7 protein-coding genes and 2 tRNA genes are annotated in these 12,081 nt (G+C 64.9%); 1 reads left to right on the forward strand and 8 read right to left on the reverse strand.

Annotated features, from left to right (window positions below):
• Positions 1–136: 136 nt before the first annotated feature.
• The 3 genes from mobF to EXE59_RS03990 all read right to left on the reverse strand — a co-directional run bounded on the left by mobF (position 137) and on the right by EXE59_RS03990 (position 7,346).
• Positions 137–2,788: a MobF family relaxase gene (gene mobF / locus EXE59_RS03980; protein ID WP_135837738.1), complete on the reverse strand. Its 2,652-nt coding sequence runs from the start codon at positions 2,786–2,788 to the stop codon at positions 137–139.
• 308 nt (positions 2,789–3,096) lie between these two features.
• Positions 3,097–6,165, reverse strand: coding sequence for a type I restriction endonuclease subunit R (locus EXE59_RS03985; protein WP_135837739.1), 3,069 nt, complete (start codon positions 6,163–6,165; stop codon positions 3,097–3,099).
• Complete coding sequence (locus EXE59_RS03990) at positions 6,162–7,346, reverse strand: restriction endonuclease subunit S (protein WP_135837740.1); 1,185 nt, start codon at positions 7,344–7,346, stop codon at positions 6,162–6,164. The genes EXE59_RS03985 and EXE59_RS03990 overlap by 4 nt, the downstream gene beginning before the upstream one ends.
• Positions 7,347–7,427: 81 nt before the next feature.
• Between EXE59_RS03990 and EXE59_RS03995 the strand changes: the two genes are divergently transcribed.
• Positions 7,428–8,774: an IS256 family transposase gene (locus tag EXE59_RS03995; protein ID WP_425464498.1), complete on the forward strand. Its 1,347-nt coding sequence runs from the start codon at positions 7,428–7,430 to the stop codon at positions 8,772–8,774.
• 15 nt (positions 8,775–8,789) lie between these two features.
• Here EXE59_RS03995 and EXE59_RS04000 read toward each other — a convergent pair whose 3' ends face one another.
• The 5 genes from EXE59_RS04000 to EXE59_RS04015 form a co-directional block, all read right to left on the reverse strand.
• Positions 8,790–10,385, reverse strand: a complete 1,596-nt coding sequence (locus tag EXE59_RS04000; RefSeq protein WP_135841103.1) for a type I restriction-modification system subunit M — start codon at positions 10,383–10,385, stop codon at positions 8,790–8,792.
• 658 nt (positions 10,386–11,043) lie between these two features.
• Positions 11,044–11,116, reverse strand: a tRNA-Ala gene (locus EXE59_RS04005).
• Positions 11,117–11,170: 54 nt separating this feature from the next.
• Positions 11,171–11,296, reverse strand: a complete 126-nt coding sequence (locus tag EXE59_RS24095) for a DLW-39 family protein (protein WP_210428882.1) — start codon at positions 11,294–11,296, stop codon at positions 11,171–11,173.
• Between the two features lie 45 nt (positions 11,297–11,341).
• Positions 11,342–11,415, reverse strand: a tRNA-Ile gene (locus tag EXE59_RS04010).
• Between the two features lie 113 nt (positions 11,416–11,528).
• Positions 11,529–12,074: a DUF3566 domain-containing protein gene (locus EXE59_RS04015; protein ID WP_135837741.1), complete on the reverse strand. Its 546-nt coding sequence runs from the start codon at positions 12,072–12,074 to the stop codon at positions 11,529–11,531.
• Positions 12,075–12,081: the final 7 nt, after the last annotated feature.

The following is a 12,081-nucleotide window of genomic DNA, read 5'->3' on the forward strand; positions in this document are numbered from 1 at the left end:
GGTCATCGGAGCGCCGGGTTGCGCTCATGCCCGGAGAAACAACAGCCGTCGCCTCGGATCGGACGGCAGCCGTCGGGTTCTCTCAGTCACCTACGTCCCGGATCACCCTCCGAGCGATCACATCCGACGAGAACTGTCAGAAGCCGATTCCCGGTCCGACCGGACGCGGTGCGACCGGCGGCAGCTCCTCCGGTCGCCGCCGACGCTCGGCCAGGGCGGCGGCCTGCAGCGATGCCGAGCGTCGCGGCGCCTGTGCGCCGTACCGCTCGATGTCCTCATCGACCCGGGTCGCGGCGTGGCCGGGGCCGAGGTCGGCGCGGTCGCGGCTGAAGACCTCGATCCATTGCTGGCGTGCGTCGTCGACCGAGTCGGCGACCAGGTGAGCGACGTTGCGATGGCGGCCGCGGGTCATGCCGACGTACGCAGCTGCTGCGCCGGTCGCCTCGCCGACGACGAGGTGGGCGGAGTGGACTGTCTCCCCCTGGGCGCCGTACGCGGTCGAGGCGAAGGCGAGCTCGACGTGTCGGTTGACGTAGTCGGCGGGCAGCTCGCGTTGGCCGGCGCGGCCGGTGACAATGAGGCTTCCGTCGCCTCCGATGCCGGCAACGGTCCAGACGTCGCGGTTGGCGACGCCGAGGTCGCGGTCGTTGCGGCGCGTGGCGACGCGATCACCGAGGCCGATCCGTTCACCACGGCGGGTGACGGGCTCACCTTCTCGCTCACCAGTGTCGTGGCGGCGGTCGCCGATGGCTGCGTTGATGGATCCGACCAGCTCGCGGGTGTCGGCGACGATCAGCTCGTCACCGGCTGCGCCGATGGCGGCGAGTGCGTCGGCGCGCTCGACCTCGCTGGTGTGGACGACGATCTCGCCGCGCGCAGCAAGGGCGTCGAAGACCTCACCGGGACGCTCACCTCCGCGCATGAGCAGGCTGACGTCGGCGTACGCCGGGTCGCCGAAGCGGTGCACCGCCTCGAGCTCGAGGTGGGCCTCGGGCCGTACCCACCGTGCGGCGAGGTCGAGGACCCCGCCACGGCCGACGGCGGGCAGCTGGTGGCGGTCACCGAGCAGCGCGATGGTCGCGTGGGCTCGGTCGGCGATCGCGAACAGCGCGCGGGCGGTGTCCTGGTCGAGCATGCCGGCCTCGTCGACCAGGAGTACGTCGCCGGGCAGCAGCCGTGCGCGGGCGTCGGGACTGGCGTCGACCTGCGACCAGTGGCCGTCCTCGTCCCACCGGAACCCGTGCTGGTGGATGAGCCACGCTGCCGAGAACGCGTCGGTGCCGACCTGTTGCCGGGCTGCCTGCGCGGCCTTGAGGGTGGGGGTGAGGACGATGAGTCGTCGGTCGTGGGCGTCGAGTACGTCGCGCGCGGCGGCCAGCGTCGTGGTCTTGCCGCTGCCGGCGGCACCTTCGATGACGAGCAGACCGGCCTCGCCGGCCAGGGCGGCGACGACCTTCCGCTGGTCGACGTCGAGGTGGTCGGTCCCGTGGACGCGGGCGGCGTGCTCGACCGGTGCCATCGAACGCGCGGCGAGGCTGTCGATCAGCTCTGCCTCGACGGCGAGGACTCGATCGGAGGTGAGGTTCCGGATGTGGTCGGGTACGTCGCTGCGTTCGCGCAGTGATCGGCACTCGCGCAGCGCACGCGCGGTGAGGTCCTCGGCCAGTTCCGCGCGTGCGGCGGGTCCAGCGACGATGCCGACCGCAGCGATGATCTTCTCGGCCTCGCCACGGATGTCCGCCGCGTTCCACGCCGAGCGTCTCGTTCCGAGGCGGGTGAGAACGAGGTCGACGGCGGCGTCGCGGCGCAGCCGACCGATGGAGGTTGAGTCGACCTGGACCGCCTCGATCGGCGGTCGGACGCCGAGGTCGTGCAGCTCGTTGTTCCATCGGGTGACCAGGTCGGCGCCGTGGGCCGGCATGACCTTGTCGGGTCGCGCGTCCGCCCACGCTCGTCGGTCCCATGCTCGTCGCAGCGTCGGTCCCGGTTCGTCGCCGGGATTGTCGGCTCGCCACTCGGCCTCGTAACGGTCGACGTTGCGCATGATCTGCGACGCGCGCTGACTGAACCGCCCGACGTACGACGCGAGCTCCTTGATCTCGCCGGAGTCGTCGAGTGTGTAGCCGTGCGAGGCGAGCACGTCGCGGAACTCCGGGTCGCACATGACGGCGGCGTGACCGATCCCGTTGATCGCCTCGATGGAGTCGACGACGCCGACCGAGTGGAGGCCACGCCACGCACCGGAGGCGAACACACGCGCGTTGATCTGGAGGTGAAGGTGACGGTGCGGGTCACCGGCACGCGAGGTGTAGTGCCGTACGACGGCAGCCTCGATCTTCTCGACGGGCACCTGGACCTGTCGGCCGCGCGGTCCCACGCGCGTGGTCGCGTGCTGTGCGACCCAGTCGATGATCTCCCCTGCCGCGCGCGTCTGCGCGGCCTCATAAGCAGCTGCGACGTCGGGGTGGAGCGCAGCCACGAGCGACCAGGTCTTGGGACCGTTGACGACCACCTCGACGAACCGCAGCGCGTGGTCGTCGTCGCGCAGTCGTCCCTTCGCCTGACCGGTGGTGACGTCGTAGCCGGCGACCCAGCGCTCGTACGCCGGGCCGTCGAGGTCGGGCCGCCGTTCGGCGGCGACACCGTCGTCGCTGACGACCACGGCGTAGTGCTCGGCGACGCCGCTCCCCTCGGCCAGGTAGTAGTCGTCGGCGCGGGAGTGGTCGGCCTCGACGTAGGAGCGGGCGGCGGCTGCGGAGCCGCGGTAGAACTTCACTCCACCGTGCATGATGTGCTCGTCACCGCCCGTCACGTCTCGTCAAAGACCCCTGAAATGACGCTGGCCCGTCCCCGGGGGGACGGGCCTTCTACGGACCTTCGTAGCATGCGTGCCGCCGAATGCTGGCGCCGAATGCTGGGCTTCGAATCGCGCTTTGGAGTGCCGTCTTCCGGAACTCGTCACGGCCCGTCAAGGCGAGACGGCAAGACCCGTTCGGCGACAGACGTGAGGTCAGGTTGGGCGTCTGGTTTGTTGGCTGAATGCTCTGGAGTCATCGCTGGCGACCCACTCGACGGCATACAAGGACACCCAGATCGTCACGTAAGCCCGAAGTAGCGGTCGAAGAACTCCTCGAGCCTGTCGAGCACCCGCTGCTTCTTAACCCCGTGCTCGCCGCCCGGCGCGAACCTAGACGCAGGCGGAAGGATCCGGGTGATCGCAGTGCCGGCCGTCGGGACCGCGCCGTCGCGGAAGGCGTTGGCGACGAAGGTCTTGGTCTCGTCTGCCTTGAGGGCCTCGTCCGCGATGAGGGTGTCGAGATCCGCGTCGCGTTTGGCGTTGACGAATATCTTCCAGTCCTCGCCCGTGTTGCCTGTGACAGAGACCGAATCGACGAACTGCAGAATTAGGTCCTTCTTGTTCCGCAGGCTCGGGCTCGAGTCTACGGCCCGCTGGATCGTCATGAGGGCGTCCAACTCTTTGTCGGAATTTCCGATCGCGTCGCGGAACGCCTGCACGAGGGTGAGGATGTAGTCGACGTTGACCTCGACCTGCTTGATCAGCTCGATCTCGAAGACGACATCGTCGTTAATGGACTCCCTCTCGGCTCCCCTGGAACCCCGCCAGTCGGCGTAGAGGTTGAGGTAGACGCTCTGGAAGTCCTGGAAGTCGCGCGGGTTGATCAGCTCGTGACCGGCGAACTCGTCGAATGACGTCAGGATGTTGCGCAGTCGCAGGATCGCGCTGAAGAGCGCAATGAAGGCCTTCTGGTTGGCCTCGCCGACGTACGGTGCGTCATCAAGCGGGAAGCGCCGCAGCAGCTCGCCAACCTGCTTCTCGTACTCGCCGTAGTACTCGTCGTAAGGCTTGAGAATGACGACGCCGCGAGCGTCCTTGTTGCCGAAGAGTGTGAGAGCGTCGTTGGTGGCCTCCTCCAGATCGCGGAAGGAGACGATCGTGCCGTAGGTCTTGACTGAGTTCAGGATGCGGTTGGTCCGCGAGTAGGCCTGGATGAGCCCGTGCGAGCGCAGGTTCTTGTCGACCCACAGCGTGTTCAGCGTGGTCGCGTCGAACCCGGTCAAGAACATGTTGACCACGATGACCATGTCGAGCTCGCGGTTCTTGAGCCGCAGCGAGAGGTCCTTGTAGTAGTTCTGGAACTTGTCGGCCGAGGTGCCGAAGGAGGTGCCGAAGGTGCCGTTGTAGTCCTTGATCGCCGACTCGAGGAAGTCCCGCGAGCTCCCGTCGAGGGCCCCCGTCTCGAAGTCCTCCTCTCCCAGGAACCCACTGCTGTCGTCCTCGGCTTCGTTGACGGCAAAGCTGTAGATGAGGCCGACCTTTAGCCGCTGTGCAGCTGGCAGCTCAACTTGTTGCTTGCGGAACTCCTCGTAGTAGAGCTTGGCCGCCGTTATTGAGGCCGTGGCGAAGATCGAATTGAAGCCCGCGACCCGCTTCTCCCCCAGTGTGTACGTCGAGTTGCGCCTGGTCTTCTGGTCGAAGTGCTCCCTGATGTAGGACACGACCTGGCTGAGCCGCTCGGGTGCCAGCAGCGCCCTCTCCGTGTCGATCGCGGCGACCTGCTTGTCGGTGAGTCCGTCGGGCACCTTGATGGTGTTGACGTAGTCGATTCGGAAGGGCAGGACGTTCTTGTCGTTGATCGCGTGGACGATCGTGTAGGTGTGCAAGCGCTCGCCGAACGCCTGCTCGGTCGTGCGTAGGTTGACGTTGCCCGACGTGCCCGCGTTCTCCGCGAAGATCGGCGTGCCGGTAAAGCCGAACAGATGGTAGTTCTTGAACGCCTTGGTGATCGCGGTGTGCATGTCGCCGAACTGGCTGCGGTGGCACTCGTCGAAGATCAGCACAATGTGCCCGCCGTAGATCTCGTGGCCCTTGTTGGCCTCGATGAAACGGACGAGCTTCTGGATCGTCGTGACCACGATCCGTGCTGACGACTTCTCAAGCTGCCGCTTGAGCTCGGCAGTGTTCTTGGAGCCGTTGACCGAGTCCTTCTCGAAGCGGTTGTACTCCCGCATCGTCTGGTAGTCGAGGTCCTTGCGGTCGACGACGAACATCACCTTGTCGACGTGCGGCAGCTTCGATGCCAGCTGAGCCGCCTTGAAGCTGGTGAGCGTCTTACCGGAGCCCGTGGTGTGCCAGACGTAGCCGCCGGCTGCCAGCGAGCCTGTCTTCTTGTAGTTGGTGGAGGTCTCGATCCGCTGCAGGATCTTCTCCGCCGCGACGATCTGGTACGGCCGCATCACCAAGAGCTTGCGGTCGACGTCGAAGACGCAGTACTTCGTCAGTAGGTTCAGCAGGGTGTGCTTGGCGAAGAAGGTGGCGGTGAAGCCGGTCAACCCGGTGATCGGCTTGTTGGACTCGTCAGCCCACCACGAGGTGAACTCGAACGAGTTCGATGTTCGCCGCTTCGCCGGCTTGGCGCCACTGAGCTCCGCATGCGCGGCAGCAGCGGTGGTGTTCGAGTAGTACTTCGTGAGCGTACCGTTGCTGATGACGAAGAGCTGGACGTAGTTGAAGAGCCCGGAGTCTGCCCAAAAGCTGTCGCGCTGGTAACGGTTGATCTGGTTGAACGCCTCGCGGATGTCCACGCCCCGCCGCTTGAGCTCGACGTGGACCATCGGCAGTCCGTTCACGAGGATTGTGACGTCGTAGCGGTTCTTGTAGGCGCCGGCGACCTCGTACTGGTTGATCACCTGGAGCCGGTTGTTGTGGATGTTCTGCTTGTCGATCAGGTAGACGTTCTTGCTGGTTCCATCGTCGCGTTTGAGGACCTGGACATGGTCCTCCTGGATTCGGGCGGTCTTCTCTACGATGCCCTCGTTCGCGCCGGCGATGATCTCGAAGAACCCCTTCCACTCCGCGTCGGTGAACTCAAACTTGTTCAGCACTTCGAGCTGCGTGCGCAGGTTCGCGACCAGAGCCACGCTGCTGGTGATCGTGAGCCGCTCGTACGCCTGGCCCTCGAGCTGCTTGATGAGAGCCGCCTCCAGCTCAGCTTCGGACTGGTAGGTCGCCTCGTTGGCCGAGCCGCCGGGTCCGTTGGTTGAGCCTGTCGAAACCCACTCCGAAACGACGGTGCTCTCGTCGCTGACCGAGATGGTCTCGAACTGCGTTGCCGTCCCGGGCTCCCCGAGTTCCTCGAAGCTCATGCCGCAAGCTCCTCGAACGTCACCAGCATGTCGCGGTAGTACTCATACTGCGCCTGCCGAACCCTGATCTCCGCGGGAAGGCCCATAGAGGGGTCGTTCGTGAGCGCTTCAAACCGATCGAGCAGCGCGGCCAGTCGAACTTGCTCATCTGGCGCGGGAATCGGGATCTCGATTTTCCGGAAGCGTTCTTTGGAGATATTGATTCGCGTGACGCCGTTCGCAGTCTTGATGATCTGGCTCCTGATCGGGGCGCTGCGGAACAGATGTTTGGTGAACTCAGGGTTCAACTCGCCCGAATCGTTAGGGCGGAAACCGAAACAGAAGCTGTTGAGGTACAGCGGCTCGATCGGATCGGTCGTGACGGCGGATGCCATCCCGACCTCTTTAGCGCTCTCGGAGGACGCCGTGAAGAGCACGTCCCCGAAGCGCACGCGGTTCTGACGCTCGTTCGCTCCCACCTTCACAAGCGTCGCAGGCGCAACGTCGGTTGCCAGGTTGTTAAAGACGTTGACATAGGTCACGAAGCGAGCGTTGCCGTCCTGAAAGTCGGCCTTAGCCTTGCCCGTGAGACCGCTGTAGAGGGATCCGAGCTTGTCCAGGGTTTCCCGCGCGATCGACCCCGGCTCGGAGAACGCAAGCAGCGAGTCGCGGTAGTAGGCGTACTGCTGGAGCCGTGCCTGGTGCTCGTCCCGCAGGGCGATGTTGAGGTCGGTAAAGACGTCGAGGATCCGCACCAGTTCTCGCTGTACGGCCATCGGCGGCAGAGGAACCCGAAGACGGACGAGCTCCTTCTTGTTCAGTGCGGGGATGCTGCCGGTTTGCTGCAGGGCGACCACTGCGTCCTGATTCGCCTTCAGGAAGAAGTAGAGGAACCGCGTCAGCAGATCGGGGCGGGCGCTCCGGATCCTGTAACAGAGTGGTCCGCACCAAAAGGGCTCTGCTTGGTAACCCACAACGCCCACGCTCCCTCGCGACGGGATCGTGACAGTGTCACCATCGGTATTGGCGGCATCGACCATGCCAGACGGCTGCGTCCCGCCGTTCCACAGTCGATGGGTCGTGCCGCCCAGCAAGTCCGGTCCCGGCCGCGTTCCAACACTGACGCTCGCAGCGTCGCCCAGCGCGAGGTACGGCACGCCGTCGGCGCAGTAGTCCGCCAACAGCTCGTCGATGTGGCTCATCGTTCACCTCCCAGGGACTGTCCGAACAACGGTGTAAGTGGCTCGACACGCTGACCAGCTGGTTGGCGAGATGGAGTCACGATGACCGAAACACTGAGTTCTGTGAGCCCACCCGAGGATGTGGCGGTGTCACCGCCGGACGTTGCGCAGGAAGGTGACCCTGGCTTCGAGGGGTCTGCTCAGCCATCTGCTGAGGAGCTCGAGATCGCCCGCGAGCTGGTCCGCACGGCGCGGTCTCGTGGGGTCGCGTTGACCGGCCCGGATGGCATGTTGAAGGCCCTGACCAAGACCGTGATCGAGACGGCGCTGGACGAGGAGATGTCTGAGCACCTGGGCTATGGCAAGCACGAGGCCGCCGGCCGCAACAGCGGGAACTCCCGCAACGGGGTTCGGACCAAGACGGTGCTGACCGACAACGTCGGACCGATCAAGATCACCGTCCCGCGTGATCGCGATGGCACCTTCAGCCCGGTGATCGTGGCCAAGCGCCAACGACGCCTCGGTGATGTCGACACGATCGTGTTGTCGCTGGCAGCCAAGGGCCTCACGACCGGTGAGATCAGCGCTCACTTCGCCGAGATCTACGGGGCCTCGCTGTCGAAGGACACAATCTCGAGGATCACCGACAAGGTCGTGGCCGAGATGGCCGAGTGGACCTCGCGGCCCCTGGAGAAGGTCTATGCCGCGGTGTTCATCGACGCGATCTACGTCAAGATCCGCGACGGCCAGGTCGGGAACCGTCCGATCTACGCCGCGATCGGTGTCGACCTCGCCGGCCACAAGGACATCCTCGGCATCTGGGCCGGCACCGGTGGCGGGGAGTCAGCGAAGTTCTGGCTTCAGGTCCTGACCGAGCTGAAGAACCGCGGCGTGGAGGACATCTTCTTCGTCATCTGCGACGGCCTCAAGGGCCTGCCCGACTCCGTCGGAGCGGTGTACGGCCAAGCCGTTGTGCAGACGTGCGTGATCCACCTGATCCGCAACACCTTCCGCTACGCCTCGAAGAAGTACTGGGGACAGATCGCCACCGATCTGAAGCCGATCTACGGTGCCCCGACCCGGGAGGCGGCCTGGCGGGCGTTCGAGGAGTTCGACGAGAAGTGGGGCAAGCCCTACCCCGCGATCAGTGGCCTGTGGCGATCGGCGTGGGAGCAGTTCACCCCGTTCCTCGACTACGACGCCGAGATCCGCAAGGTGCTGTGCTCGACCAACGCGATCGAGTCGTTGAACGCCCGCTACCGTCGCGCGGTCACGGTGCGGGGCCACTTCCCGACCGAGCAGGCAGCGATGAAGTGCCTCTACATGGTCACCAGGTCGCTGGACCCCAAGGGCACCGGTCAGACACGATGGACGATGAGGTGGAAGCCAGCACTCAACGCCTTCGCCATCACCTTCGCCGATCGGATGCCGGCCCCGGAGAACCTCTAACAATGGAACCGCTGCTTACACCGTTAGTCGGACAGACCCACCTCCCACGTCGAGGTCGGCGATGATGGCGTCGATCTCGGTGCGCAGCTCGGCTTGGCGTGCAACGATGCGGGCGATCTCGGCGTTGAGCTCGACGATGTCGACGGCGACGCTGGTGTCCTCGGCCTCGACGTACGAGCTCACGGCGATGTTGTAGTTGTTGGCCGCGATATCGGCGTTGTCAACAAGCGTGGCGAAGTGCGCGATGTCCTCGCGAGCTGTGAACGCGTCGAGGATCTTCTGCTGATGCTCGGCGGTGAGCTTGTTCTTGTTTCCTTGGCGGACGAACTCAGCCGACGCGTCGATGAACAGCGTCTTGTTGTCGGCCTTGGACTTCTTTAGCACGATGATGCAGGTCGCAATCGTCGTACCGAAGAAGAGATCTGGCGGCAGCTGGATGACGGTGTCGACGAAGTTGTTGTCGACGAGGTACTGGCGGATCTTCTGCTCCGCCCCACCACGGTAGAGCACGCCCGGGAACTCGACGATCGCCGCGGTGCCGTTCACGGCCAACCACGACAGCATGTGCATCGTGAAGGCGAGGTCCGCCTTGCTCTTGGGCGCCAGCACGCCCGCCGGGGCATAACGCGGGTCGTTTATCAGCAGCGGGTTCGCGTCACCCTCCCACTTGGTGGAGTAGGGCGGGTTGGACACGATCGCCTCGAACGGCTCGTTGTCCCAGTGAGCCGGGTCGATCAGCGTGTCGCCGTGGGCGATGTCGAAGTGCTCGAAATTCACGTCGTGTAGGAACATGTTGATCCGACACAGGTTGTAGGTGGTCAGGTTGATTTCCTGACCGAAGAACCCCTGCCGCACCCCACCGGGGAGCACCTTGGCGAACTTGAGCAGCAGGGATCCGGAGCCGCAGGCAGGGTCATAGACCTTGTTCACCTCGATCTTGCCGACCACCGTGATCCGAGCCAAGAGCTCGGAGACTTCCTGGGGCGTGTAGTACTCACCGCCGGACTTGCCGGCGCTGGAGGCGTACATCCCCATGAGGTATTCGTACGCGTCGCCGAACGCGTCGATGGTGTTCTCGGTGAAGCCGCCGTTGCCGAAGTTTAGGTCGCCGATGGCGTCGAGCAGCTTGACGAGCTTCTCGTTGCGCTTGGCAACGGTCGGTCCCAGCTTGTAGCTGTTTACGTCGAGGTCGTCGAAGAGGCCCTTGATGTCGTCCTCGGACTCCGCTCCGATCGCGGAGGCCTCGATGCTGGTGAAAGCCTTGGACAGCGTCTCGTTGAGGTTCGCGTTGTCGCGAGCCTTGGCTCGGACATTGGCGAAGAGGTCTTGAGGAAGGATGTAGAAGCCCTTCTCCTTCACCGTCTCCTCCCGGCCGAACTCCGCCTCCGCGTTCGACAGCCGGAGGTAGTCAAAGTCGGTGTTGCCGGCGCTTCGCTCCGCCTCGTTGAGGTAGTAGGTCAGGTTCTCCGAGATGAATCGGTAGAACAGCATGCCGAGCACGTAGCTCTTGAAGTCCCAGCCGTCGACACTCCCTCGCAGGTCGTTGGCGATCCTCCAGATCGCCTTGTGCAGCTCGCTTCGCTCAGTCTGACTCGATGTCGTGGCGCCCATGTGCTTGCCGGGCGTCGGCGGATTGGGTTTGGGCATAGTCGGTTGCCCGGCAGGTACCCATACCTCATCCTTGTCGCGCCGTCGCACCGATCCTCCGCGCCCACGACCCACCGCGATCTCATCGGTTGCGAGTAGCAGGGCCTTGGCGGCGTCGTAACGCCGCTCGCTCTTCCAGCCGAGCTCAGTTCGAGCCTTTTGGTTTCCCATTGTGGCGCCGTCGTCGGGTAGAACCTCCCAGAGCGCCGCAGCATCGACCGAGACCGTGCTGCGGGCCACGCGGCCACCGTCGGCGACGAGGTGACCTGACGCCAGGAGCGTGGAGACCGCCTCGTCGCCCCAGCGGTCCTTGAGAGGCCCCAGATTCTTCAGTTCACCGGGCTCGAGGTCGGTCAGGTCATTCCACACGTCGTCCGAGATCGGCATGGGGCACATCCTTGCTTATCGCATCCGGCCAGTCAGGGCAACGGGTAGGTGTAAGGGTCGGCCGCGGTGCATTCCAACGGGTTCCTGTCAGCATCAGCGCGTCCTATCTACCGCTTCGGCGCAGCCATCAATTGAAGACGCTTCCCCCACCAGTCCCCCTAGCGCCTGCTCCCGAACCAAACCAGGCCGCTCTACAAGTGACAGAAACCGCAGGCTGACCCTGCGGTTTCCCTAGTGGAGCCTAGGGGACTCGAACCCCTAACCCCCTGCTTGCAAAGCAGGTGCGCTACCAATTGCGCCAAGGCCCCGTGATGGTCTCGAGACGGTCGCTGCGCGACCTCCTCGATCAGCGGACAAGAGCGTCAGGCCTTCTCGACGGTGTCGGTGGCCTCGGCCCAGAGGGCCTGCTCGTTCTTGCCCTCGTCCAGCTTCTTCTTCGCGAGCACCGCGCCGGCGGCGGCGAGGACGACCAGCAGGAGCTTCTTCATGGACTCTCCTCGGATGCTGTGCACAGGTGGGACGAAGAACCGGAGTGGGCCTAACAGGACTTGAACCTGTGACCTCTTCCTTATCAGGGAAGCGCTCTAACCGTCTGAGCTATAGGCCCGCACTCGCCGCAAGCGGCGACGCCGAAGATTACCTGACCGCGGTCAGGCGGTGCCAATCGGGGAGTGGTTTCGAGGCTCGCTGCGCTCGCACCTCAACCAACGACCACCAGGATCACTTCTCGTCCTCGGCGAGGGTCACCTCGATGCCGCCGAGCAGGGCGGCCGCGAGGTTGTAGAGGAACGCCGTCAGCGTGGCGATCGCGGTGATCAGGATGACGTCGAGCACCGAGACGAGGAGCGTGAAGCCGAGCACCCGCGACATCCCGACGTAGTCGGTCACGTCGAACGTCGAGTTGCCGCTGTCGCCCTCGACGATGCTCGCCACGGCGGAGTTGATCGACTCCCACACGCCGGCTGCGCCCAGCACCGACCACACCATGAAGATCGCCACGAAGGTGACGACACCGAACGCGACCGAGAGCAGGAACGACGTCTTCATCACCGACCACGGGTCGATGCGGGTCAGCCGGAGGCGGGCGCGACGCGGCTGGCGGCCAGGCGTACGGCGGGCGCGGCTGCCCTTCGGCTCGCGGGGAGCGGCGTTGGCGCGGTGCTCCTCAGCGGCGCTGGAGAACGTGTCCTGCAGGCGGTCGGTCAGTGACCGCTTGGCGGGCTCGTCCCCGGACGTACGACGGGGAGCTGCGGTGCGTTCCGACATGGATCAC

Origin of the sequence: Nocardioides eburneiflavus, assembly GCF_004785795.1 — a bacterium.
GTDB classification, from domain to species: domain Bacteria; phylum Actinomycetota; class Actinomycetes; order Propionibacteriales; family Nocardioidaceae; genus Nocardioides; species Nocardioides eburneiflavus.